The sequence below is a fragment of the Haloechinothrix halophila YIM 93223 genome (assembly GCF_000504245.1).
Classification (GTDB): Bacteria; Actinomycetota; Actinomycetes; order Mycobacteriales; family Pseudonocardiaceae; genus Haloechinothrix_A; species Haloechinothrix_A halophila.
The window spans coordinates 670,919-695,962 of the sequence record NZ_KI632509.1 but is presented as its reverse complement, the minus strand read 5'-3'; the positions used below and the strand labels follow the sequence as shown (position 1 = coordinate 695,962).

Here is a 25,044-nt window from a genome sequence, read left to right as displayed (position 1 = left end):
CGAGACGCCACGAAGGGCTTCTTTGGGACGTCTGGCGCCCCAAAGAAGCCCTTCGTGTATTCACTGGGAGATCAGGCCTGGATCGACTTGCCGGTCAGCATGCCGAGGGCCTTGGCGAACATTCCCTTGACGCCGGTCTGCCTGGTCTCGCTCCGCGCGGGCAGCGAGTCAACGGCGGGCAGCGTCGAGCCGATCTGCGGGGCGGCGACCGGAGCCTGCGGCAGCTGCGCGTCCACACCCGACAGCTCACCCGAGACGGGCAGCTCGCCCGACAGCGGCAGCTCCGGGAGCGCGTCGACGTCGGTCGGCAGCGCGGGCACGCCGCCAGCGGCGGGCAGGTCACGGCCGGTCGCCGGCAGGCCACCGGTCGGCAGGCCCGGGATGGGCAGGCTGTCGACACCCGGCAGCGCGGGGAGCTCCGGGAGCGCGTCGACGTCAGTCGGCAGCGCGGGAACGGCGGTCATGTCGCGGCCAGCCGGGACGGGCAGGCCACCAAGGCCGTCGAGGCCGGGCAGGCCGTCCAGCGACAGGCCGTCGAGGCCGGGCAGCTCACCAGCACCGGGCAGCTCACCAGCACCGGGGACGCCACCGGTGGGCAGGCCAGGCGCGGGCAGCGGCATGTCGACACCCGGCGAAACCGGCGCCGAGATCGGCATCATCGCGGGGCTCACGTCGGTCGGCAGACCAGCACGCTCCGAACGCAGCGGGCCAGCCGGAGCGGCAGCCATCCGGTTCAGGGCGGGCACGCTGTCGATCGACATCTCCGAGCCATCGATCGGCAGGTTGAGCTGCGGCTCCTGGCTGTCCAGGTTCACGCTGGTCACGTTGGTGCCGATGGCCAGCGCCTCGCCGAGCAGCGGCAGGCTGACGTTGTAGATCTGCACCAGGCCACCGAGCGGCAGCTTGTTGTTGGTGCCCGACAGGCTGCCCTGGTCACCGGCCGTGGTCGCGGTGCCACCGGCGACACCCGTGGTGGTGTTGTCGCCGATACCGTGCGAGATGCCACCCAGCGTGGCGGCGTTGCCGAACACCTGCGCCACCGCCGCGGCTGGCACATCGAAGATGTTGCCCGACAGCGAGCCGGACTCACCCGAGGTCGTGATGTCACCACCGGACGTCGAGTCGGTGGTGTTGGTGCCGACGCCGTCGGCGTTCGCCACAACGCTGGCCGCGTTGCCGAAGCCCTGGGCGATGGGCAGCCCCTGCAGACCGAGCGCGTTGCCGGAGCCGGAGCCCTGGTCACCGGAGGTCGTGGTGTCGCCACCAGCCTCGGAGACAACCTCGTTGGCGCCTTCGCCCGACGCGCCGCCGATGATGGACCCACCGTTGCCGAAGCCCGTGCCAGCGCCGGCGAGCGGGGCGTAGAGGACGTTGCCGCCGAGCGAACCGCCGGTGCCGCCGGTCTCGGCGTCGCCGCCAGCGGCGGCCTCGGTCACGTTGAACGCGGTGCCGTCGGCCTGGCCGATCCCGGACGCGCCCATGCCGTGGCCCTGCAGCGGCGTCGCGAGGGCGCCGTTGGCGACGTTGCCGGAGAGGGAGCCTTCCGAGCCGTCCGTCTCGACGTTGCCACCAGCCTCGGTGCTCGAGCTGTTCTCGGCGCTGCCGGAAGCGCTGCCGCCGAGCACACCGCCGATGCCGAAGGCCTGCGCGGGCGACGCGCTCGCCACCTGGCCGACGTTGCCGGAGAGCGTGCCGCCCGTACCGGCACCGGTGTAGTCGCCACCGGCCGTGGTCGTGGTGTCGGCGCTCGACTGGCCGTGGCCGTCACCGATGAAGGAACCACCGACGCCGAAGGCCTGCAGCGGCTGCGCGATCGGGGTCGCGACCACGTTCGAGCTGCCGGTGCCGTTGTCGTCCGAGGTGTTGCCGTCGCCACCGGCGTTGACAACCTTGGTCTCGGATGCGCTGCCGGAGCCGCTGCCACCGAAGGAGCCACCGACGCCGAACAGTTCGCCGGGTGTAGCGACCGGGGTCTGCACGATGTTGCCGCCGACCGTGGAGTCGTCACCACGGGTGCCGTTGTAGCCACCGGCGTCGACGTTCTTGGTTTCCGACACCGCATCCGCTTCCGCGGTGCCGATGTGGGTGCCGCCAATGCCGAAGGCCTCGACGGGGGAAGCGATCGGCGCGTTCACCGAGTTGCCGCCACCGGTGGAGCCGGTGCCGTCGGTGTAGGTTCCGCTGCCTGCCTCCGCGCTGTTGGAGTTGTCGCAGTTCGAGGTCGACGCGATGCCAATGTAGCTGCCCGCGCTGCAGAAGACCTCGATCGGAGCGGCGACGGGAGCGTCGGCCAAGTTGCCCGACAGCACCGAGTCCTGGCCCGACGTGTTGGAGAACGCGCCAGCCTCGGTGTCGGTGGAGTGCGACGTGCCGTCCGTCTCGGCGGTGCCGATGTGGGTGCCAGCGATGCCGTGGCCGGTGAGGTTGCCCGCACCCTGCGGCTGGGCGATGTTGCCGGAGCCGACGCCGTTGTCACCGTCGGTCTGGATGTAAGTGTCGATGTCGTTCAGGCCGGTCTGCGTGCCGCCTGCCGACGCGCTGGTGTCGTTCTCGGCGCCCGTGGTCTCGGAGTTGCCGATGTAGGAACCAGCGTTGTTGTTGAACCCGCCTGCCGCGGCCAGCGGGCCACCGCCCGCGTTACCCGAGAGCACGCCGTCGGAGCCGTCGGTCTCCAAGTAGCCACCGCTGTGGGCGTTCGACTCGGCCGAGTTGCCGTCCGAGGACGCGGTGCCGCCAGCGGCGAGCGCGTTGTTGTTGCCCTGCAACGGCGTGGCGGCCTGCCCGGCGAGGATGTTGCCGGAGATCGTGCCTTCCGACCCGTCCGTCTCGACGTTGCCGCCGGTGGTGGTGTCCTGCTGGGCGGAGTTGTCCGACGTCTTGGCGTCACCGAGCAGCGCGCCAGCGTTGTTCGCGATCTGGACCGGGAGCGCGTAGTCGAGGTCGATCACGTTCCCAGCAAGCGCATCGCCGCTGCCATCGGTGCTGATGTTGCTGGTGCCGTCGTAGGTCTGGGTGGAGTCGCCGCCCGTGGTCTCGGCGTCGCCAAGCACGCCAGCGGCGTTGTTGGTCACCTGGACCGGCACGACGAGGTCGGCGTTGACCTTGTTGCCGAGCAGCGGGTCACTGTCTCCGCCGGTGACACCGCTGGTCACACCGCCGCCGGTCCCACCGCCGTCGGTCAGGCCGCCACCGCCCGTCAGGCCACCGTCGCCGGTGACACCGCTCAGGAGCCCGTCATCCTCGCAGTCACAGGAGTCACTAGTCGACGATGTGGTTGACGAGCTGCTGCCGGTCAGCGAGCCGGTGACGTCCTTGGTGCTGATGGTCTGCTGGATCTCGGGAGCGTCGTGCTGCTCATCGCCCAAGATGCCCATGTTGTTGTTCGAGATATCGATCGGGACGGTCACGCCGCCGTCGATCGGACCGGTCGGACGGTCCGGATCGACGTTCTCGTCCGCGGATGCGATGCCGGTGCCCAGCATGAACATCCCGCCGGTCACGAGCGCGGTCTGAATACCGCGCTTCGCCCACTTATGCATTAGAGGTACTCCTTGATAGGGATTTATCGGGGTTGCGAACTTTTCGCAGGGAGAGATGTCAGGCGGATAGCCGTGACGGATTCGGGCAGGCGCTCAGAACGCGCGTTGCCCTAAGGAAATGACCTCAGTCAGGAGTGACGCCGGGCTGGCGGCCCGGCTCGACCGGCGCGACAGACGCGCCGGTAAGGGCCTTGGTCGCCGAAGCGGCGATCAAGGCAAGACCCGAGCCGGAGGTGACGGCGAACTGCGAACCGTCCGCGTGCCCGCCGGTGGCACCACCATTGGCGGGCGCGGACGGCGCAGCAGGCGCACCTGCCGGCAGCCGCACTGGGCTGCCGTCGCTCGGGGAGTCTGTGACATCGGAAGCCGCGGCGGCGTTGGCGGCGCGGTCGATGCTGCCACCAGCGGCCGACAGGATGGGAGTGGCCTGCTCGATGGCGGAATCAGTGAGGAAGGGGTTGTCGGACACCGAGCCGCCAACGCCGGCGGGAACGCTCGGCGCGGGCATCGGCATCGGGGCGGCGCCGTCTGTGATGCCGCCGGGAAGGGCGGGCAGCACATCGTCGGCCGCCGGACGGAACCAGCTGTCGAGCTTGTCGCGCAGGTCGTTGAGGTGTCCCGCGTCATCAAGCGCGCCACCGAGGCCGAGGTCGCCACGGCCAGGGTGCTGGTAGTCGAGTGCGAACAGCCCGTCGAGCATGGCCGCGATGCCATCGGCGGTCGCGTGCATGTGGTCGTTCAGGCCCAGCGCGCCGGTGGCCTGGTGCACCGAGGAGGAGCCGTGCGCGCCAGCGGCCGCGTTGTCGGTGTCGTCCGCCGCGTTGTCTGCGTCCTCGCGACCGGGCTTGCCGTCCTTGTCATCGTCCTTGGCCGGGCCGGGCTCGTTGTTCGTGCGGAGCGCGTCCTGCACGCGATCGACGCCGCCGTCGACGCGGTGCACGCCATCGCGCAGAGCCTGCTTGCTCTCCGAGACGACCTCGTCGACCTTGACCAGATCGCCGCCGCCGAGCCAGGAGTTGTCGCCGGAGTCGTGATCGGCGCTCGCGGTGGCAGTCGTCATGGCCCAGGCGGCGACGCTGGCCGCGATGGAGCCGCCGACCACGGTGAGCGCACGCAGGCACCAGCGGCGGGCACGGCTCGCGCGCTCCTGCTTCACTGCTGCCACCGAGTTCACCGGGTCCTTCAACTACCTAGACGACTTGGGACGTGCTGAACCGCAACTCGTTTCCTCGCTGCGATCGGGGAGTAGCACTTCGTATTCGCATCGGCACCGCAAGTGGTGCGTGCCAAAGACACTGGCAAACGTCGAGCGGTTTCCGCACGCTCGACACGACCAGTGCCCCCCATCGTGTGACAAACACTCTGTGCAGCCGGGTGTTACTTGTCGTGATCAAGACTGACGGCGTGCGGTTACTGGTGAGTAAGTCAATCTTTGCGCCAATCCTCGTGCTGATGTGACACGCGGGCCGCTACCGTTGCGCCGTGTCCGAGAAGAGTGCACACCGCGCCGAACCCGCCCCGACGTCCGCAGACGCCGCACCCACCGATGCCGCACCCACCGATGCCGCACCCACCGATGCCGCACCGGCCACCGATGTGACCCGCATGGTTCCCGTCGGCCTCCGGCTGAGCGCCGCGTTCGCCTGGCGGCTGCTCATCGTCGCCGCAGCGATCGGCGTCGTCATCTGGCTGATCGGCGAACTCGCACTGGTGACGACGACGCTCGCGGTCGCGCTGCTCCTCGCCGCGCTCATGGCACCCGTCGTCGATCTACTGATTCGCAAGGCCCGGCTGCCGAGGGGGCTCGCGGTCGCCGCGACCATTGTCAGCGGACTCGCGCTGCTCACCGGCCTGGTGACGTTCGTCGTCGTGCAGTTCACCGATGGTCTGCCCGCGCTGCGGGAGCAACTCAACCGCAGCTTCGATCAGGTGGCACGCTGGCTGTCCGAGGGGCCGCTTGACCTGGGCACCGCCGACATCAACAACCTGATCGGCCAGGTCGTGTCCTATGTGCAGCAGAACCAGGGCACGATCACGACCAGCGCGCTCACCACAGCGGGCGCGGTGGGCGAGTTCCTCACCGGATTCCTGCTCACGCTGTTCATCCTGATCTTCTTCCTGCTGCACGGGCATGACATCTGGTCGTTCCTGGTCAAGGCGGTGCCGGGCGAGGCGCGGCGGCAGGCGGACGTCGCTGGCAGGCGCGGGTTCGCGTCGCTGGTCAGCTACGTGCGGGCCACCGCGATCGTGGCCGTCGTTGACGCCGTTGGGATCGGTATCGGGCTGTGGATACTCGGCGTGCCGCTGGTGGTGCCGCTGGCGACGCTGGTCTTCCTCGGCGCGTTCATCCCGATCATCGGTGCCGTTCTCACCGGAGCCATCGCGGTGCTGGTCGCTCTGGTGACCGTTGGCTGGGTCAAGGCCCTCATCGCGCTCGCCGTCGTCATCGCGGTGATGCAGCTGGAGAGCCACGTGCTGCAGCCGCTACTACTCGGCAGGGCGGTGAAGATCCATCCGCTCGCGGTGATCCTGGCGATCACCGCCGGTCTGGTCATCGCGGGCATCACCGGCGCGCTGGTGTCCGTGCCGCTGGTCGCGGTCATCAACGCGGGCGCGAAGTCGCTGATCGCCGACGACGAGGCGCAGACCGGGGCGGACGTGCCGGTGCTGGCGCGTGGCGGTTCGGCGCCCGACGTCGTGGATGAGCCGTCGGAGGACGGGCACGACGCGGCGCGGGACGCGGACTGAGGGACACGGCGGCCTGAATGACGAACACGGCCTCCGGCGCGAGTCGCACCTTTCTCGCCGCGAGTTACACCCTGTTCGCCGCGAGTCCCACGTTTCGGTGCCGCGAGCCGCGACTTCTGGTGCCGTGTGTTCTAGGTTCCGGGTTCTGGAACGTCACACATGACGTCACGAACGCCTAGTACGGCGTCCGTAATGCAGGACACACAGGGGCGGACACGGCGGGTTCAGGGTTTTTCCCGGATTCGCCGTGCGTGGCGCGTGGTTAGCATCGGTGTCATGACCGACGCCGCGAACGAGACCGGGAACGCCACCGTCAACCCGCGCGACCTGCGCGTCTCCGACGCCGAGCGCGAGCACGTCGTGAGCCTGCTCCAGCGGGCCATCGGGCGCGGCCTGATCGACCTGGACGAGTTCACCGAGCGCACCGACCTCGCCTACAACGCCACGACCCGCAGCCAGCTCAACATCGTGCTGGCCGACCTGCCGGGGTTGGTGCACGTTGACGCGCCCCGCCGCTGAACGCAGGACGCCGTCGAGTACTTCGCCAGCCATATGGTCGCCGGAAACCGACAGAAAGCCACGATTGCGTCCGGTACGACGCAATATCCCTGGCGAAGGCGTGCCCGCCACGACCCGAACGAGGAACACAGCGTTCTGAACGGGGGACACGGCGGGTCAAGCGCCCTGGGCGCCGGGTCGCGTCACCGATGTCGCCGCATACGTCACCGCATGGCGGACCGCGTCGGCCAGCGGTGCACCGGTGGCGAGCTTGCCCGCTAGCGCGCCCGCGAAGGCGTCGCCAGCGCCCGTGGTGTCCACGACCCGACCGTCTCCTAGTTCCGGTGCGGGCACCGCCACGACGGCATCGGCGTCGGCGAGGATCGCGCCAGCCGCGCCGAGCGTCACGACGACAGAACGAGGACCGTGGCCGAGCAGTCCTGCCGCCAGTCGCTCGCCGCTCTCCGAGCGGCCGAGCAACTCAGCCGCCTCGTGCTTGTTGACGATCAGCGGGTCGAGTGCGGAGAGTGTTTCCGCTGGTAGGTCCGCCACAGGGGAGGCGTTGAGCACCACACGGACACCGCGCGCGGACGCGTGCGCGACCGCGTAACTGACGGTCTCCAGCGGCACTTCGAGCACCGCGAACAGCACCCTCGCCGCACCGATGACGTCCTCGGCCCCGCGGACGTCTGCCACGCTCACCCGCGCGTTCGCGCCGGGGGAGACGACGATGGCGTTCTCGCCGTCCGGGCTCACCGTGATGTGTGCGGTGCCGCTCGGCGCGTCGACCCGGCGCACGGTGCTGGTGTCCACGCCAGCCTCCGCGAGCGAGGCGAGCAGCAGCGCGCCGCCGTCGTCGTCACCGACCGCGCCGATGAAGCCGGTCCGCGCGCCCTGCCGTGCTGCGGCCACCGCCGTGTTGGCGCCCTTGCCGCCGGGAAACAGCGCGGTATCACCGCCGAGCACGGTCTCGCCAGGCGCGGGATGGTGCGGCACGCGCACCACGCGGTCCACGTTGGCCGAGCCGACGACGATCAACTCAGGAGTCAGTGCTGCCACGACGCCAGCCTGTCATAACTCGGGTTCACTCGGTCCGGTTCTGTTGTCCCCCACTTACGTACCGTCACGGTCGATAACGAATCAGGCAGTCCCGACAGCCAGAAGCGTCGAATTCGGACCCAGAGCTGCGAAATGACACAATGCACGGCATCATGGCGTAGGTTGCATTGAGTCACTCATTCGTGGGTTAACCACATCGAGGTACCCACGGCTGTAACGGCCAGCAATCAGTCCGGCCACCCGACATCGGTGGCGGATCGAGTCGCCGGCGTCGATCGCGTAGCCCCCCGAGTGATCGGCGCCGGTGGCGCCTCGATCGAGGCACTGCGCCACACCGGTTGCCAGCAGTATCGTCGAAGTATGAGCCAGGTCAGCCGCTCGGAACGGCCCATATCGAGTACCGGCTCCCTGATCAAGGAAGCCGCTCGCAGGCTGCTCATCGAGCACGGTGTCGCGGGGGTGACGTTACGCGCCATCGCCCGCGAACTCGGGCTGACCGCTCCCGCGCTGTACCGCTACTACCGCTCCCACTCGCAACTACTCGAGCAGCTACGCGGCGAGATCAGCGTGGAACTCGCCGACGAACTGTCCGAGGACGTCGCTCGGCTGCCTGACGATGGCATCGGGCAGTTCTTCGCCGTCTGCCGGGGCTTCCGCCGCTGGGCGCTCGCGCATCCGCACGAGTTCGGGCTGGTGTTCGCGTCGGTGTCCACTGAGCAAAGCTCCGCACCGCTGACCGGTGCGAACGAACCGTTCGGCAGGGTGTTCATCACCAGCATGGCGGGGGTACTCGTCAGCCATGAACTCGCGGGTCTTCCGGACGACCTCGTGCCATCGGCGCTGCGCAACGACGTCGCCAAGTTCCGGGAGACAGTGCTCGACACGCTCGCCCGCGACGGCGTGCGCATCGACCCGAACCGGCTGCCGCTGGAAGTCGCGTTCCTGATGGTGCAGTACTGGATCCGCATCTACGGGCACGTCACGCTCGAAGTGTTCGGCAACTTCCCGATGCGTCTCGCGCAGCCAGACATGCTGTTCGACGCGATCCTGGCCGAACTAGCCCGCGAGCTTGGCCTCGGTGCGCTCTAGCACACCGAGAAGCGCTACGGCACCACGTTGACCAGCCGGCCAGGCACCACGATGACCTTGCGCGGCTCACCGCCGTCCAGCAGCGCGGCGATCTTCTCCTCGGCCAGCGCAGCTTCCCGCACCGCGTCGTCGTCCGCGTCGGCGGGCACCGTGATCCGGGAGCGCACCTTGCCGTTGACCTGGATCGGGTACTCGACGGTGTCATCGACCAGGTACCGCTCATCGGCCTCGGGGAACGGCCCGTAGGTCAGCGACGCGTCGTGGCCGAGCCGCTGCCACAACTCCTCGGCGATGTGCGGGCACAGCGGCGCCAGCATCAGCACCAGCGGCTCGACCAACGCGCGCGGCGTCGCATCGGCGGAGCCATATGTCTTGGTGATGTGGTTGTTCAGCTCGATCAGCTTCGCACCAGCGGTGTTGAACCGCAGGTCCGCGTAGTCTGAGCGCACCCCGGCGATGGCCTTGTGTAGCGCGCGCAGGTCGTCCTCGGTCGGCTCGACGTCCGACACCCGCAGCTCGCCGGTGTCCTCGTTGATGACAAGCCGCCACAGCCGCTGCAGGAACCGCTGCGCGCCGACGACGTCCTTGGTCGCCCACGGCCGCGAGTCGTCGAACGGCCCCATGGACATCTCGTAGAACCGGAACGTGTCCGCGCCGAACTGGTCGAACATCTCGTCCGGCGTGACGACGTTCTTGAGGCTCTTGCCCATCTTGCCGTATTCCTGGCTGACCTCTTCGCCGTTGTAGAAGAACTTCCCGTTCTCCTCGACGACCTCCTCCGCGGGCACGTAGACGCCGCGCGCGTCGGTGTAGGCGAAAGCCTGGATGTAGCCCTGGTTGCACAGCTTGCGGTAGGGCTCTTCGGAGGACACGTGGCCCAGGTCGTAGAGCACCTTGTGCCAGAACCGCGCGTACAGCAGGTGCAGCACGGCGTGCTCGACCCCGCCGACATAGAGGTCGATGCCGCCGGGATCATCCGCCCCGTGCTTCTCCGGCCGCGGCCCCATCCAGTACCGCTCGTTCTCCGGGTCGCACATCGCCTCGTCGTTGGTCGGGTCGACGTAGCGCAGCTGGTACCAGCACGACCCTGCCCAGTTCGGCATGGTGTTGACCTCACGGCGATACGGCCGAGGGCCGTCGCCGAGATCCAGTTCCACCTCAACCCAGTCGGTCGCTTTCTCCAGCGGCGGCGACGGCTTGCTCTCAGCGTCCTCCGGGTCGTAGGTGGTCGGCGCGTACTCGTCGACGTCCGGCAGCTCGACCGGCAGCATGTCCTCCGGCAGCGCGTGCGCGATGCCCTCGACGTCGTAGACGATCGGGAACGGCTCGCCCCAGTACCGCTGCCGGGAGAACAGCCAGTCCCGCAGCTTGTACTGCACCGTGCCGGTTCCGTGGCCGTGCTCTTCCAGCCAGGCGATGGTGGTCTTCTTCGCCTCATCGACACCGAGGCCGTTCAGCGACAGCCCGCTGTCGTTGGCGGAGTTGATCGCCGGGCCGTCGCCGGTGTAGGCCTGCCCGTCGAAACCCTCCTCCGGCTGCACGGTGCGGACGATCGACAGCCCGAACCGCTCGGCGAAGTCCCAGTCGCGCTGGTCCTGGCCGGGCACTGCCATGATCGCGCCGGTGCCGTAGCCCATCAGCACGTAGTCCGCGACGAACACCGGGATGCGCGCACCGTTGACCGGGTTGACGGCGTACGACCCGGTGAACACGCCCGTTTTGTCGCGGTTCTCCTGCCTGTCCAGCTCCGACTTCATCGACGCCTGCCGCCGGTAGTCCGCGATGGCCTTCTCCGGCGTGCTCGCGCCGCCGGTCCAGCGGCTGTCGGTGTCCTCCAGGTCCTTGGGCCACTGCTCGGTGGTCAGCGTGTCCACCAGCGGGTGCTCCGGAGCGAGCACCATGTACGTGGCGCCGAACAGCGTGTCCGGCCGGGTGGTGAACACCTCGATGGTGTCGTTGCCGCCATCGACGGCGAAGTGCACCTCCGCGCCGTGCGAACGGCCGATCCAGTTGCGCTGCATCGCCTTGACCTTCTCCGGCCAGTCCAGCCGGTCCAGGTCGTCGACCAGCCGGTCGGCGTAGGCGGTGATGCGCATCATCCACTGCTTGAGGTTGCGGCGGAAGACAGGGAAGTTGCCCCGCTCGCTACGCCCCTCGGCGGTGACCTCCTCGTTGGAGAGCACGGTGCCGAGGCCGGGGCACCAGTTCACCGGCGACTCGGTGACATAGGCCAGCCGGTAGGTGTCCAGCACCTCGGACTGCTCGGCACGGGTCAGCTCGGACCACGGCGTGCCGTCCGGCGTCTCGCGGGTGCCGTCGGCGAACTCCGCCTCGAGCTCGGCGATCGGGCGGGCTTTGCCCTGCTCGGGGTCGTAGAAGGAGTTGTAGATCTGCAGGAAGATCCACTGCGTCCAGCGGTAGTACTCCGGATCGGTGGTGGCGAACGAACGCCGCTCGTCGTGGCCGAGGCCCAGCGCACGCAGCTGGCGCTTCATGTTCGCGATGTTGGTCTCGGTGGTCACCCTGGGGTGGGTGCCGGTCTGCACCGCGTACTGCTCGGCGGGCAGGCCAAAGGCGTCGAAACCGAGGGTGTGGAGCACGTTGCGGCCCAGCATCCGGTTGAACCGGGCGAATGTGTCCGTACCGATGTAGCCGAGCGGGTGGCCGACGTGCAGCCCCGCCCCCGACGGGTACGGGAACATGTCCTGTACGAACATCTTGTCGCCGGTGGGCTTGCCGGTGTTCTCGTCGGCGAGGTCACCTACTGGGTTCGGCGCGTGGAACGTGCCGTTGCTCTCCCAGTAGTCCTGCCAGCGTCGCTCGATATCGCCCGCGACCGCCGCGGTGTAGCGATGCGCTGGCGCACCGGATGCCTCACTCATCGACTAGCCCTTCCCTATCGGTGCCGGTCTCCCGCTCATCAACCCCATAAACAGCGGAACCCCTCAGCCATGGAGGCATGAGGGGTCGCCGCGCGTGACCGGGTGGTCAGCGCGGCCTACTAAGAAGGAGCAGGCGTGCCGTGCTCATGCGCTCCATGGTAGCCGCAAGCCCTGACGGCGTCGCCTGGACCCGGCGGGCAGCGGCGCGCGCCACACCAGGGCAGGCCGCGAGGCCGCGGCGTGCGAGTGCGGCTTATCCTCGAATGATGGTCGTTGTCGCGCTCATTCCCCTGATCGGCGGGCTGCTCGTCGGTGTCGGCGGTTTCCTCGGCTGGCAGGGCAAGCTCAGCAGGGATCGGGGCACCGGTGTGCGCACCGATGCGACGCTGCGCAGCGACGAAGCCTTCGCCGTCGGCAACAAGGTAGCTGGCATCCCGACCATGGCGGCGGGCGTCGTCGGCATCGCGAGCGGGCTCGCCGCGCTGGCCATGCCCGGCGCGCTCGGGACGACGCTGGCGGCGGTGTTCGGCGTCGTCGGGCTGCTCGGCCTGCTCGCGGCCGGTGGTGTGCTTGGCAACCGCGCCGCTGCCGCCGTCCCGGAGCCCGCGCCCGCTGAGGACGCCGCGGGCGGCTGCGGGGGTTGCGCCTGCGGCGCTGGCGGCTGCGGCTAGTTCAGCTGCAGGTCGCCGGGGTGCGTGGCGAGTAGCGCCGTCGGGACGCCTTGACGGCGCAGCACCCTGGCCCACAGATCGGTGCCAGGCGCGGCGAAGACGTCGCTGGGCAGCGCGGGGACCACGATCCAGTCTTCGCGCTCCAGTTCCCCCTCGAGCTGGCCGGCATCCCAGCCCGCGTAGCCGAGGAACACCCGCATCCCACGCACCTTGGCCACCAGCTCGTCGGGGTCGGAGTCAAGCACGACGAGCGCGACCGGACCGCTGACGGCGATGGTGCCCGGCACGGAGGACGACGTCTCCCCGTTGCGGAGCGCCGCGAGGCACAACGGCGTGTCCTGCTCGACAGGACCGCCGATGAACGCCTCGCCGGGATCGCCGACGTAAGCGGCCCAGTCCGGCGCCACCTGGTCGACCGGCACCTCGCCCGGCCGATTCAGCACGACGCCGAGCGTGCCCTCGTCGCCGTGGTGGAGGATGAAGACCACCGTTCGGCGAAAATTCGGGTCGGACATGGTGGGATCAGCGACAAGCAGGCAACCCTGCGCAATGGCATCCGCGCGCACGGGGTCCATAATCCCACTCCACCTCGGGCTGATGTGGCGGGGTTTCGGGGGCCACGCTGCGGCGGAACCGGTGCCATCAAACGCGCGAGCACAGCCGGTCGCTGACCACGAGGCGATGCGCGTGCGGGCCCAGCGAACCGATAAGTTGAGCTGGAACACCTGGAGGGAAATTCCGTGCGTCATCAGGCTCTGCCCGCTGTACACCCGGACGCCCAGTACGCCTTGTGGAACGGCACTCCGTTTCGTGTCACACCCTCGACCGCGGAGGGAAAAGTGCTGCTCATCGCGCCGGAAGGCCAGCAACCGGACGGCTTCGACACCACGCACGACGGCGCGGCGGCCAAGCTCGTCGCCGAGGACGACCTGCCATCGACGTTCACCATCCGCACCCACTGCCGGTTCGCCGAGGAGACGTTCGCGCTCGCTGACCAGCACACGGACGGCACGCTTGAGCTGCACTGGATCGGTTCGGACGCGACCGTCGCCGCCGAACTCGGCCTGACGCCGATGGGCGAGGAACGCCACTTCGGGGCCGTGGCCAAGCCCGCCGACGTCGAAGCGCTGTGGCAGGAGTACCACGGCCTCGGCGCGAGCGCCCCCGCCGACGCGAGCGAAGCGGACCAGCGGCGGTTGCTGCGCAGGATCGGACGCATCCTGCGCGAGCTGCGCCCCGCGGACGGCGGCACAACGGCGGCCCGGTTCCGGCAGGTCGGCGGGTACGCCGAGCTCGAAGTCCGTGGTGTCGCGGACGACGTCGCACACTCACTCGCCGCGCCGCCACTGCTCGGCCAGCTGTTCAGCGAGCTGCGGGCGCTGATGTACCAGCCGAATCTCGGCACGTGGTTCCAGGGCACCATGACCGTCACGCCGGACGACAACTTCACCTTCGACTACGACGCGTCGTCCCAGCCACGCTGGCGGCGTGCGCCGGACGAGGACGGCAGGGACGCGGCGCAGGCGTTCGAGTTGGAGCTGCGGCGTTTCCCCAGGGACACCAGGCACGTGCCGCCATGGCTCGGCGCCCGCGCTGGGCTGCCGCTCGACGTGACGTTCCGGCACGCCAAGGTCGTCGACATGCACCATCCCGGCAAACGTCCCGTGGTGAACCGCGCGCCGGTGCCAGGTGGTGAGCTGCGCGGGGTGATGAACTACCTGTACCGCTCGCCGGTCGTACACGTGGGCGATGCGCCGACGCCGGACCTGTTCGCACCGCAGACCGCGCCGAGCGTGCCGAACGCCTTCCACACCGACGGCACCTGGATCTGGTCCGCCGCCGTGCCGCACTACCTGCGGATGCACGGCGTCTCACCGGAGGCCGACCTGCTCGCGCACATCAGGGCGAACTCCTACCGGCCGCCGTTCGTCAGCCAACGACTGCGGGACACCGCCCGCGCCGAGGTGCTCGGCGCGCCCTACCCGCCGCAGTCCGCCGCTGACCTCGACGAGCAGGACGCCGTTACCGAGGTCGAGCGGGACGACAGCGTGATCCCGACGCTGCGGGCGTCCGAGGTGCTGTCGCTGCTGCGCAAGCGGCTTGACGAGCTGGGTGTCGGCAAAGAGGCGTACCGGTTCGGGGAGCAGGCTGACGACGCCTGGTGCCTGCTGCGGGCCAGCGGCGGCTGGCGAGTCGCCTGGTGCGCCGATGGCAAGCAGCGCGACGTCCAGGAATTCCCGACGATCAAGGCGGCCGCCGCGCACCTGCTCGGTGTGCTGGCGTTCCACCCGACGCGGGCACTGGCCGCGCCGCACGACGAGGAGCACCCGACCGACTGGCCGATCGTGCCGCTGCGGGGTGAGCCGCCGTTGACGCTGTTACGGGGCAAGCGCATCGTCACGCTGCCAGCCGGCACGCGGCTGGTGCGGTTCGGTGACGACGCGGGCAACCTCACGCACGAGGCGTCGGCGACGTTCCGGGAGACGTCGTTGCTGCCGGACCGCGAGGGCCACCGCACCGAGTACCGGCTGCGGCGTCCGCTACGGGTGCTGACCGGCGTCACGCTGCCCTGGGGCGGGATGCCCGGCGGCGCGCTGGCCTACCTGCTGCCAAGGCCCATCGGCCAGCACGTCTCCACCGGCGCGCTCGAGGCGCTGGAGTAGCCGCTCACTCCGGGACGTCGAGTCCCTGTTCCTTGGCCCACTCGCGCAGCGCCGCGACGGCCTCTTCGTGCTCGAGTGGCCCCTTGTCGAGCCGCAGTTCCTTCAAGAACCGCCACGCCTTGCCGACCAGCGGTCCTGGCGGCAGGTCGAGCAGCCGCATGATCTCGTTACCGTCCAGGTCGGGCCGGACCTTCGCCAGGTCCTCCTCCTCGGCGATGCGCTTGATGCGCTCTTCGAGATCGTCGTAGGTGCGTTGCAGCGCGGCGGCTTTGCGCCGGTTGCGGGTGGTGCAGTCGGCGCGCACCAGCTTGTGCAGCTTCGGCAGCAACTCACCGGCGTCCGCGACGTAGCGCCGCACCGCGGAGTCGGTCCACTCGCCCTTGCCGTAGCCGTGGAACCGCAGGTGCAGGAACACCAGCTGCGAGACGTCGTTGATGACGTCCTTCGGGTAACGCAGCGCCCGCAACCGCTTGCGCGTCATCTTCGCGCCGACGACCTCGTGGTGGTGGAACGTCACGCCGCCGCCTTCGGTGAACCGCCGTGTCGCGGGCTTGCCGATGTCGTGCAGCAAGGCGGCGAGCCGCAGCACAAGGTCGGGCTCCGTCGTCGGCTCGTGCCTGGTCTCCAGGTCGATCGCCTGGTCCAGCACCGTCAGCGAGTGCTCGTAGACGTCCTTGTGCTGGTGGTGCTCGTCGATCGCGAGCCGCATGCCGGGCACCTCGGGGATGATGTGCTCGGCGAGCCCGGTGTGGGTCATCAGGTCGATGCCGAGCCGGGGCTTGGTGCCCAGCATCAGCTTGCTCAGCTCGGCCTGCACCCGCTCGGCGGTAATGCGGGTGATCTCGCCGGACATGTCAGTCATGGCCTTCGCGACCCGACGCGCGGGTACGAAGCCGAGCTGCGAGACGAACCGGGCGGCGCGCAGCATCCGCAGCGGGTCGTCCGCGAACGACTCCTCCGGCGGGGCAGGCGTGTCCAACAGCCCTTCGCTGAGAGCGTCCATCCCGCCATACGGGTCGATGAAGCGCTTGACCGACAAATCGATCGCCATCGCGTTGACGGTGAAGTCGCGGCGCTTGAGGTCCCCCTCGATGTTGTCGCCGAAGACGACGTCGGGGTTGCGGCCAACGCGGTCGTAGGTGTCCGCGCGGAACGTGGTGATCTCCAGTTGGGTGCCGCCCTTGGTGAGGCCGACGGTGCCGAACTCGATGCCGGTCTCCCAGACCGCGTCCGCCCAGCCGCCGACGATCTTGAGTATCTCCGCTGGCCGCGCGGACGTCGTGAAGTCGAGGTCATCGGACAGCCTGCCGAGCAGTGCGTCCCGCACGCTGCCACCGACGAGGAACAGCTGGTGCCCCGCTTGAGAGAACCGCTTGGTCAGCTCATCGGCGACGGGCGAGATGCGCATCAGTTCGGCAACGGCGTTGCGCTGAGCACTGTGCTTGGCGTGGCGGTTGGAGCTGGTATCAGGCACGGCGATTTAGCCTAGCGTCCGCGCCTGGCTGGCCGAGTTCGGACTCGGGACAGCGCCATTCCCGCTAGCATCGCTGGTATGCCAGGATCCGGTGACGCGCGCGGTGAATCGCGGCGGACTAAGCCTGGACGCCGATCACGGCGTCACCGCCCTCGGCGCATGACGACGGTCGACGAGACGTCAGCGGGTGGCCTCGTCGTCGACCCAGGGCACCGCCATGCCGTCCTCATCGGCAGGCTGGACCGTAGCGGTTCGCTGCTGTGGTCGCTGCCGAAGGGGCACGTCGAGGACGGCGAAACGCACCAGGAAACAGCGGTGCGTGAGGTGAAGGAGGAGACCGGCATTTCGGCGCGGGTGCTGCTACCGCTTGGCGAGATCGACTACTGGTTCGTCGCCGATGGCCGCAGAGTGCACAAGACCGTGCACCACTTCCTGCTCGAAGCGACCGGTGGCCAGCTGTGCGACGAGGACGACGAGGTCACCGAGGTCGCGTGGGTCCGGCTCAGCGAGCTGCCGACCACGCTGGCCTACGGCGATGAGCGCAGGCTCGTCGCCAAAGCGCGCGAACTGCTCGCCGCCGACGGCCACGCCAACCCCGGGTCACTCGCCGAACGGCGTCCTGATGAGGTATCCGAGTGACACGAATCGCACTCGCACTCGGCGCCGCGGTCCTGCTGCTGTTACTCACCGGCATGCCTGCCTCGGTCGTGCGAGCGGCGGAACCCGAGCGGCAACACGACTCATCCCAGCCGCCTGCCGATCTGACCGAGACACTGCGGCTCGACGTGGCGTCGATGACGCCACGCATCGTGACGACGCGGTCGCGCACCCTCGCGATCAAGGTCACGCTCACCAACATCTCCGAGCGACCGGTCGACAATCTCAGGGCGCGGTTGCACCTCGGCTCGAAGCAGACGAATCGGGGAACGCTCACCCAGGCGCTGACGGCTGGCGCTCCGATGGACTACCAGCTCACTCCGTTCAAGGACGTCGGATCGAGGCTGGTACCGCAGCAGCAGCTGACCTTCACGCTCAAAGTCAACCTGCGTGGCGGCGATGGCGGCTTCGTGTTCCCCGAATCGGGTGTCTACCCGCTGTTGATCAACGTCAACGGCAGGCCGGAGGCCGGGCTGGAAGCACGCCTGGCAGCGTCACACCTGCTGCTGCCCGTCCTCTCGGTGCCCGGCACCAACAGCGGCGAACAGTTCAGCGGCGGGCCCGCGACGTCGATCCTCTGGCCGATCGCAAGCACACCGCGGGTGGTCGAGGATCGACTCAGGGACGGACTCGTCCTCGCCGACGACACACTCGCCGAGGAGATGCGGCCCGGCGGGCGACTCGACGCGCTGGTACGCGCCGCGGAGTCGGTGCGGGACGACGACCAGCTGTTCTCCTCGCTGTGTTTCGCCATCGACCCCGAGCTGATCGCGACGGCCTCCGCGATGACGCGGGGCTACCGGGTGCGGAGCGGACCAGGCACGACGGAGGGTTCTGGCAGCGCCGACGCCGAAGCTTGGCTTGCTGACCTGCGTACCCTCGTCGCGGGCGGCTGCGTCGTGCCGATGCCGTACGCACGCGCCGACATCTCGCTGCTCGCTGGCAGCTCCCCTGACCTGGCCACGCTGGCCGCATCCCGCGAAAGCGTGATCAACGATGTCCTCGGTGTGAAACCGCAGGACGGCGCGCTCGCCATCGAAAGCGAACTGAGCACGCAGGCGCTGGACGCCGTGGGCGAGGCGGGCAAAAGCCTGCTCATCGGCGCCATGGGCGGACGGCAGGCCGCCCAGCCGATCACCGTGACCACCGATGAAAGCGAACACACCGTCGTGCCGTCGAACGAGCTGGTCACGCTCGCGTTGCGGCCAGGCATCGCGCGCAATGACACCACGGCCAATGCCACTGTCGCGGCGGACGAACCCGCCATCGCGACCCAGAACGGCCTCGCCACCATCGCCTTCCGCGCGCGCGACGGCGGCAATACGCCGCTGCTCATCGCACCACCGAGGGAGTGGAGCGCGCCGCACGACGAGCTGATCTGGCTACTACGCGGGATCGGCGACCTCGCCGACGACGGCATGCTGGTCCCGGTGAAGGCAGGCGCCCTCTTCAGCGCGAACGTCGACGGCACGACGCGGCCCGCGCAGCAAGGCAGCCTCGACCCACGCGGGTCACGGGAGGTCACAGCCGACATCGCGGGGATCGAGGCGACCGTCGAGGACGTGATGTCCGCCATGACTGAGGCGACCACCATGCAGGTCGACCCTGCTGACCTGCTGCTCCCGGTGCGTGAGGGACTGCTGCGGGCGACATCGCACGCGCTGCCCGATCAGGCGGCGGTCGCGCGGGCCGCCGTCGCCGACGCGGACAACCAGCTGACCGAACTGCTGGGTGAGGTCAGCATCACCGAGCCGGACCGCACCATCTCGCTGGCGTCCGGGTCGTCGCCGATTCCGGTGTCGATCCGCAACGACCTACCGGTCGACATCATCGTTCGGGTGACGCTGTCCAGCACAAGCGGCCTGCGGCCGGACGACATCAGCGACCAGAAGCTCGCGCCGGAGTCCTCGGTCAACCTGCGGGTCCCCGCGGAGGCGATGCGTGCCGGCCGGTTCACGGTGGACGTGTCGCTGAGCACACCGGGCGGCACGCCGCTGGGTCGTCCCACGCGATTCCAGCTGGCATCAACCGAGTATGGGGTCGTCACAGTTATCGTGACCGCAGTAGCAGGCGGCGCGTTGCTGTTGCTCGCGGGACGGCGAATCCACCGTAGGCTCCGCTCCAACGGAGCCGAGCGGGGTTAGACTCCGGCGGCGCGCCACAACCGGGATCGACGTCGCGAGGATGGGACCGCGTTGAACACAGAGCCACCCCGGCGACCCTTCCCATCGCGCCGTCCGCAACCGCCGCCACACGGCCCGCCGCCACCCCACGGCGAGGCGCAGCAGGGCGGCCAGCGTCCAGAGCACGACGAGCCGCCGCCACCGCACGATCAGCCGACCCGCCCCGCACAGAGCCCGGTGCCTGGGCCACCGCCCGGACCGCGGCCGGGGCACGGCCACGGCGGGCCACAGCACCCGCCCCAGGGGCCGCCACCGGAGCCACCGAGGGGACAGCCACCTGGCCCGCCACCGGGTCACCCACAGGGACAACCACCCGGCACACCGCCAGGCGGACAGCGGCCGCAGCGGCCCCAACAACGCCCGGCACAGGAATCACCCGGCACACCCGGACCTGGCGGAGGGCCCCGCCCACCACACGGACCCAGGCGACCAGCACAACGGCCGCGACAGCGCCCGCCACGCCCGCCGAGGCCACCGCGCGCGCCGTACGGACAGCCGCCGTCCCACCGCTGGCCGACGGCCGACCCGGACGTCCTGCAGCCGTATCAGGAGCTCACCCGGGTACTGCCCGCTGTCGGCGCGCCGACAGCGCCGGGCGAGCCCACCGAGGCACCGGAGCGGCCAGCGGCGAAGGAGTCGCTGGCCAAGTCGACCGGCAAGATCGCGATCGCCTCGCTGATCAGCCGCATCACCGGCTTCCTGTGGAAGATCATGCTGGTCTGGGCACTCGGCTTCGGTGTCAGCAACGACTCGTTCAACGTGGCGAACACTCTGCCCAACATCATCTACGAGCTGCTGCTCGGTGGCGTGCTGGCCAGCATCGTGGTGCCGCTGCTCGTGCGCTCGCAGGACGACCCCGATGGCGGCCAGGAGTACACGCAACGGCTGCTGACTGTCGCGTTGAGCCTGCTCGCGGTAGCCACGGTCATCGCGGTGTTCGCCGCACCGCTGTTCACCTCGGTGTACGTCGACGCGTCCACCGACCGCGCGAACCCAGAGCTGACCACGGCGTTCGCCTACCTGCTGCTGCCGCAGATCCTGTTCTACGGCGTGTTCGCGCTGCTCATGGCGATACTGAATGCCAAGCAGATCTTCGGCCCGCCAGCATGGGCGCCGGTGGTCAACAACCTGGTCGTGATGGCCACCATCGGCGTGTTCGCGCTCGTGCCGGGCGAGATCTCGATCGACCCGGTGCGGATGGGCGACGCGAAGCTGCTCACCCTCGGCATCGGCGTCTCGCTCGGCATCGTGGCCCAAGCGGTGATGCTGATCCCGCCGATGCTGCGCACCGGCTTCCGGTTCAAGTGGAACTTCGGGCTCGACTCCCGGATGAAGGAGTTCGGCGGCCTCGCGGCGTGGATCCTCGGCTACGTCGCGGTCAGCCAGATCGGCTACATCGTCACGACGCGAGTGCTCACCGCTGGCGACCAAGGCGGTATGACGGCGTATTACAACGCCTGGCTGCTGTTCCAGCTGCCATACGGCGTCATCGGCGTCTCGCTGCTCACCGCGATCATGCCGAGGATGAGCAGGGCCGCGGCCGATGGCGACCACCCCAAGCTGATCTCCAACCTGTCGTACGCCTCCCGCATCTCAACGGTGACGCTGTTGCCGATCGCCGCGGTGATGACCGTCGTCGGCTCATCGATCGGTGTCGCGCTGTTCTCGTACGGCGAGAGCGACGTCGCCTCCGCGGGGCGGCTCGGTGAGTCGCTGGCCATCGCCGCGTTCGGGCTGCTGCCGTACGCGCTGGTCATGCTGCAACTGCGGGTGTTCTACGCGCTCAAGGATGCCAGGACGCCGACGTTGATCATGCTGGTCATGACGGCGGTGAAGGTGCCGCTGCTTTACCTGTCCGCGGCGCTGCTCGACCCGAAACAGGTCGTGCTCGGCGCGATGATGGTCAACTCGCTGACCTTCGTCGTCGGCGCGGTACTTGGCCAAGTCTGGCTCTGGGTGCGGCTTGGTAATCTGCGCAGCCGCAGGGTGCTCGGTGTCATCCTGTTCACCGTGTTCGCCAGTGGGCTCGGCGTCGCCGCCGCCGTGGTCACCGGAATGCTGGTACCGGACGCGCTGCCGAGCACACTGCACGCATGGGTGTCGCTGATCGCGCAGAGCATCGTCGGCCTCGGGGTGTCCTTCGGCATCCTCGCCGCACTCAAGGTTGACGAACTCGCTCCGCTGACTAACCGGGTCTCCCGGCTGCTTGGACGTGCATGACCCTGCGACGTCGTGCCTGGTAGATCGATATACCAGCCGACAGGGTGACGTCATACGTCACAACGCGATCACGGCGTGCGAAGGGCGACGTTGCCGTAGTCTCGGTAGTGAGCACGAGACGCCGGCAGGGCTCTTCTTGCCCGGGTAAAGATCGGACACGGAGGTTGTCGCAGTCGGTGGACACCAGGCGGAACGAGCAGCCGAACGGCGCGCCGAGAACCAGCATCAGAGCCACAGGTGGCTCACTCGCGCCCGGCGGCGTCGTCGGCGATGGCCGTTACCGCTTGCTCGCGCAGCTCGGCGTTGACGAACGGGCGAACGCGCACTTCTGGCGTGCGCGCGACGGCCAGCTCCGCCGCGACGTAGCCCTCACGCTCATCCTCGGCGACCAGGCCGACCTCGACGCCACTCGCGAGGCCCGTCGCACCCTGGAACGCGCCGCCCACACCTCCCAGTTCGGCCACCCGCACGTCGCCCGTGTGCTCGACGTCCTCACCCTCGGCAGCGGCATCGCGGCTGGTGAGGGCCTGCTCGGCATCATCGTCGCCGAGTGGAGCAAGGGCACCGATCTGATCGACATCGTCGACGAGGGACCAGTCGCGCCGGTCGTGGCGTGCCGAATGATCGACAGCCTGGTCAGCGCCGTGGAGCAGGCGCACCGCTCTGGCCTCGTGCTCGGCCTCGACCACCCGCAGCGCATCCGCAGGGGACCGGACGGGCAACTGCGGCTAGCGTTCCCGGGACCGCTGCCGGAGACCACGCTGCGGGACGACATCAAGGCACTCGGCGCGGTGCTGTACCTGTTGCTCACCGCCCGCTGGCCGCTACCGGGCGGGCCAGCAGCCATCGCACCCGCTCCGCACGCGCCGAACGGCGGGGTGGTGCCGCCGCGCTCGCTCGAGCCGACGGTGCCAGCCGAACTGTCCTCGCTCGCGGTGCGCACCCTTTCCGACGGCGGTGAGGGCGGCATCCGCACCAGCTCGGCGTTCCTGCGGGTGTTGCAGCAGGTCGCGGCGACAGAGGAGCGGAAAGCGGCGGCGCCCGCCGAAGGCGCGGCAACGGGCAGCGACGACCCGGACAGCGGGTTCTGGACGACGAAGCGGCCGGTCAGCGACCCAGCGCGGCGCAAGAAGGTCGCGCTCGGGGCGACCGCGCTCGTCGTGGCCGCCGTAGCGATCCTCGCCTGGATCGGCCTCTCGCTGATCAGCTTTTTCTCCGAGGACGACACCTCAGGCCCCGATGTCAACGTCGCCGAGTCGGGCGAGCAGAACACCGAGCAGAAGACGTCGCCATCGCCGCCGCCAGAGACCCCAGAGCCGGTGCGTCCCGCGTCGATCCAGGTCTACAACCCGGAGGGCACCGGCGACTTCACCTCGCTAGCGCCAGCGGCCATCGACGGCGATCCTGGGACGCCGTGGCAGACAGACCAGTACAAGCAGCAACTCCCCGCGCTCAAGAGCGGCGTCGGGCTCGTGGTCAGCTTCGACCAGCCGATCGACCTTGCGCGGGTGCTCGTCGTCAACGGCACGCCCGCCACCAGGGTGGAGATCAGGACCGCGGAGATCGGCAACCCGTTCCTGGACAACACCAGGCTCGTCGCTGGCCCGACCGACCTTGAGCAGGGGCCCACGCAGATCGACGTGGACAACGCGCAGCCGACATCGCACGTCGTCGTCTGGCTCACCCAACTCGGCGGGCAGCAAGGCAAGTTCCAGTCGAGCATCGGTGACCTGGAGTTCTACCGCCGTCCGTCGTGACAACGCGTGATCGCGGGCACACGCGAGGGCCCCACCCGGGGCTACTAAGCTCTGCCAAGTGACCGCAGCTGCTCCCACGGACGCCGATCTCATCGCCGCCCATGCCGCTGGTGATCCCACCGCGTTCAGCGAGATCGTCCGGCGGCACAAGGACAGGATGTGGGCGGTGGCCCTGCGCACCTTGCGCGATCACGAGGAGGCCGCGGACGCACTGCAAGAGGCGTTCATCTCGGCGTTCAGGGCAGCGGGGAAGTTCCGCGCGGAATCGGCGGTCAGCACGTGGCTGCACCGGATCGTCGTGAACGCGTGCCTCGACAGGATCAGAAAGCGCCAGGCAAGACCGACCGTGCCGCTGCCGGACACCGACGAGTACCGCGAGCCAGCCGCGCCCGGCGACACCATGGCGCAGCGCGAGACCCGCATGCTGATCTCCGACGCGCTCGCCGACTTGCCCGACGAGCAACGGGTACCGATCGTGCTCGTCGACATCGAGGGTTACTCGGTCGCGGAGACAGCGTCACTGCTTGGTGTCGCGGAAGGAACCGTGAAGAGCCGGTGCGCCCGTGGTCGCGCGAAACTGGCCAAGGTTCTCCATCATCTGCGGAACCCCGGTGCGAATGCGAACGTCCCACCTCACGAAAGCAAACGAGGAAGTACTGCCACCGCGCAGGACCCCGCACGTGGTCACCAGCAAGGGTCACCGCGGCAGAGGGAGGGACAATGACTGACTCGGACCTGCCTGCCGGCGGTGATTCCCGCTCATGGACGGTCGACGAGCTCGCCGATATGCACGCTGGCGCGCTCGACGACGTCGCGGCGGCCGAGCTGTGGTCGCGGGTGCGCGACAATCCCGACGCGTTGGCCGTGCTCGACGAACTGGACACCACAAGGGCGGAGCTCGCGGGACTGCGGGAGGCCCCGGTCGCTCCGATGCCGGACGACGTCGCCGCGCGCATCAACGCCGCGCTGGCCACCGAGCGGGAGCGCGCGTTTCCCTCGACGCAGCAGCAACCAGCGGTAGCGCCGGTCGCTTCGTGGCAGCCGCGGGGACAGGCGCAGCCAGACGGCCATGTCGTGGACCTGGCGCGGCGCAGGCGTGCGAAACAGCTGGGTTGGGGCGCTGGCCTCCTCACGGCGGCGGCCGCGATTGTCGCCGCCGTCGCCCTCTCGCTGCCCACCCAGAGCACCCAGGGCACTCCGCTCGCCGGTGACTCATCGAGCCAGTCGCGGTCAGCGGACGAGCCGCTGTCGCTGCGCGGCGACGACGTGGCGTCCGGCGCGGGCGAGACTATCGGCGTCAAGGACTTCGGCGCGTTCGGCGACCGCGCGGGTCTGGACGCCTGCCTCGCGGCGAACGACCTCACGATCGACGACGAACTGCTCGGCGTCCGCCCGGCCACGGTGGACGGTCAGGACGCGGTGCTGGCCGTGTTCACCACCGGTGAGCTGGCGAGATACCGGATGCTCGCGCTTCCCGCTGGCTGCGACGAGAACAACCAGGGGATCATCTACGACGAGGTCGTCGGGGGATAACGCGACCGCGTGTCCCGTGCCACCAACGTGCCGGGAACAACGGCGCATACGATCGTGTTGACGCCTACAGC

Annotated in this window: 16 protein-coding genes and 1 pseudogene; 11 read left to right on the top strand and 6 right to left on the bottom strand. The window is 69.2% G+C overall.

The window, feature by feature from the left end; translation table 11 throughout:
* Positions 1-71: 71 nt before the first annotated feature.
* On the bottom strand, positions 72-3,539 hold the full coding sequence (locus AMYHA_RS03180) for a beta strand repeat-containing protein (RefSeq protein ID WP_051399491.1): 3,468 nt from the start codon (positions 3,537-3,539) through the stop codon (positions 72-74).
* Between the two features lie 124 nt (positions 3,540-3,663).
* Positions 3,664-4,704: a hypothetical protein gene (locus tag AMYHA_RS26790; RefSeq protein WP_157361765.1), complete on the bottom strand. Its 1,041-nt coding sequence runs from the start codon at positions 4,702-4,704 to the stop codon at positions 3,664-3,666.
* A 440-nt stretch (positions 4,705-5,144) separates the two neighbouring features.
* On the opposite strand from AMYHA_RS26790, the gene AMYHA_RS03170 reads away from it, so the two are divergent.
* Both AMYHA_RS03170 and AMYHA_RS03165 read left to right on the top strand, forming a co-directional pair.
* Positions 5,145-6,287, top strand: a complete 1,143-nt coding sequence (locus tag AMYHA_RS03170; RefSeq protein WP_051400312.1) for an AI-2E family transporter — start codon at positions 5,145-5,147, stop codon at positions 6,285-6,287.
* 276 nt (positions 6,288-6,563) lie between these two features.
* Positions 6,564-6,794: pseudogene (locus AMYHA_RS03165) on the top strand (DUF1707 SHOCT-like domain-containing protein); the annotation flags it as partial.
* A 168-nt stretch (positions 6,795-6,962) separates the two neighbouring features.
* On the opposite strand, the gene AMYHA_RS03160 reads toward AMYHA_RS03165, so the two are convergent.
* Positions 6,963-7,835, bottom strand: coding sequence for a ribokinase (locus AMYHA_RS03160; RefSeq protein WP_034275583.1), 873 nt, complete (start codon positions 7,833-7,835; stop codon positions 6,963-6,965).
* Positions 7,836-8,204: 369 nt separating this feature from the next.
* Here AMYHA_RS03160 and AMYHA_RS03155 point away from each other — a divergent pair, with 369 nt between their 5' ends.
* Positions 8,205-8,933, top strand: coding sequence for a TetR/AcrR family transcriptional regulator (locus AMYHA_RS03155; RefSeq protein ID WP_034275581.1), 729 nt, complete (start codon positions 8,205-8,207; stop codon positions 8,931-8,933).
* A gap of 14 nt (positions 8,934-8,947) precedes the next feature.
* On the opposite strand, the gene leuS is transcribed toward AMYHA_RS03155, so the two are convergent.
* The gene (gene leuS / locus AMYHA_RS03150; protein WP_034267794.1) at positions 8,948-11,815 is read right to left on the bottom strand and encodes a leucine--tRNA ligase; all 2,868 of its coding nucleotides are present in this window, start codon (positions 11,813-11,815) and stop codon (positions 8,948-8,950) included.
* A gap of 266 nt (positions 11,816-12,081) precedes the next feature.
* On the opposite strand from leuS, the gene AMYHA_RS03145 reads away from it, so the two are divergent.
* Positions 12,082-12,486, top strand: coding sequence for an SdpI family protein (locus AMYHA_RS03145; RefSeq protein ID WP_034275579.1), 405 nt, complete (start codon positions 12,082-12,084; stop codon positions 12,484-12,486).
* Here the strand turns inward: AMYHA_RS03145 and AMYHA_RS03140 are convergent.
* Positions 12,483-13,061: a YqgE/AlgH family protein gene (locus tag AMYHA_RS03140; RefSeq protein WP_034267791.1), complete on the bottom strand. Its 579-nt coding sequence runs from the start codon at positions 13,059-13,061 to the stop codon at positions 12,483-12,485. The genes AMYHA_RS03145 and AMYHA_RS03140 overlap by 4 nt on opposite strands.
* A 165-nt stretch (positions 13,062-13,226) precedes the next feature.
* Between AMYHA_RS03140 and AMYHA_RS03135 the strand changes: the two genes are divergently transcribed.
* Positions 13,227-15,149 carry a TNT domain-containing protein gene (locus tag AMYHA_RS03135; protein WP_034267789.1) on the top strand — a complete coding sequence of 641 codons (1,923 nt, stop codon included), beginning with the start codon at positions 13,227-13,229 and terminating at the stop codon, positions 15,147-15,149.
* Between the two features lie 4 nt (positions 15,150-15,153).
* On the opposite strand, the gene AMYHA_RS03130 is transcribed toward AMYHA_RS03135, so the two are convergent.
* Positions 15,154-16,623, bottom strand: a complete 1,470-nt coding sequence (locus tag AMYHA_RS03130; protein WP_034267786.1) for a CCA tRNA nucleotidyltransferase — start codon at positions 16,621-16,623, stop codon at positions 15,154-15,156.
* Positions 16,624-16,701: 78 nt separating this feature from the next.
* Between AMYHA_RS03130 and AMYHA_RS03125 the strand changes: the two genes are divergently transcribed.
* The 6 genes from AMYHA_RS03125 (at position 16,702) to AMYHA_RS03100 (ending at position 24,973) form a co-directional block, all read left to right on the top strand.
* On the top strand, positions 16,702-17,262 hold the full coding sequence (locus AMYHA_RS03125; protein WP_034267783.1) for an NUDIX hydrolase: 561 nt from the start codon (positions 16,702-16,704) through the stop codon (positions 17,260-17,262).
* Positions 17,259-19,424, top strand: coding sequence for a DUF6049 family protein (locus tag AMYHA_RS03120; RefSeq protein WP_051399488.1), 2,166 nt, complete (start codon positions 17,259-17,261; stop codon positions 19,422-19,424). The genes AMYHA_RS03125 and AMYHA_RS03120 overlap by 4 nt, the downstream gene beginning before the upstream one ends.
* Before the next feature lie 51 nt (positions 19,425-19,475).
* The gene (murJ, locus tag AMYHA_RS03115) at positions 19,476-21,683 is read left to right on the top strand and encodes a murein biosynthesis integral membrane protein MurJ (protein ID WP_330759220.1); all 2,208 of its coding nucleotides are present in this window, start codon (positions 19,476-19,478) and stop codon (positions 21,681-21,683) included.
* 176 nt (positions 21,684-21,859) lie between these two features.
* A complete protein-coding gene (locus AMYHA_RS03110) occupies positions 21,860-23,440 on the top strand; it encodes a protein kinase family protein (RefSeq protein ID WP_034267781.1) in 1,581 nt (526 codons plus the stop codon).
* 58 nt (positions 23,441-23,498) lie between these two features.
* Positions 23,499-24,164, top strand: coding sequence for an RNA polymerase sigma factor SigM (gene sigM / locus AMYHA_RS03105; RefSeq protein WP_034267778.1), 666 nt, complete (start codon positions 23,499-23,501; stop codon positions 24,162-24,164).
* The gene (locus AMYHA_RS03100) at positions 24,161-24,973 is read left to right on the top strand and encodes a hypothetical protein (RefSeq protein ID WP_034267775.1); all 813 of its coding nucleotides are present in this window, start codon (positions 24,161-24,163) and stop codon (positions 24,971-24,973) included. The genes sigM and AMYHA_RS03100 overlap by 4 nt, the downstream gene beginning before the upstream one ends.
* The last annotated feature ends 71 nt before the right edge of the window (positions 24,974-25,044 follow it).

What these genes read in the sequence shown, in the direction of transcription:
- AMYHA_RS03180 (WP_051399491.1), bottom strand. Translation starts at nt 3,539, where the DNA reads ATGCATAAGTGGGCGAAGCGCGGTATTCAGACCGCGCTCGTGACCGGC.
- AMYHA_RS03170 (WP_051400312.1), top strand. Translation starts at nt 5,145, where the DNA reads ATGGTTCCCGTCGGCCTCCGGCTGAGCGCCGCGTTCGCCTGGCGGCTG.
- AMYHA_RS03155 (WP_034275581.1), top strand. Translation starts at nt 8,205, where the DNA reads ATGAGCCAGGTCAGCCGCTCGGAACGGCCCATATCGAGTACCGGCTCC.
- leuS (WP_034267794.1), bottom strand. Translation starts at nt 11,815, where the DNA reads ATGAGTGAGGCATCCGGTGCGCCAGCGCATCGCTACACCGCGGCGGTC.
- AMYHA_RS03145 (WP_034275579.1), top strand. Translation starts at nt 12,082, where the DNA reads ATGGTCGTTGTCGCGCTCATTCCCCTGATCGGCGGGCTGCTCGTCGGT.
- AMYHA_RS03140 (WP_034267791.1), bottom strand. Translation starts at nt 13,061, where the DNA reads ATGGACCCCGTGCGCGCGGATGCCATTGCGCAGGGTTGCCTGCTTGTC.
- AMYHA_RS03125 (WP_034267783.1), top strand. Translation starts at nt 16,702, where the DNA reads ATGCCAGGATCCGGTGACGCGCGCGGTGAATCGCGGCGGACTAAGCCT.
- AMYHA_RS03100 (WP_034267775.1), top strand. Translation starts at nt 24,161, where the DNA reads ATGACTGACTCGGACCTGCCTGCCGGCGGTGATTCCCGCTCATGGACG.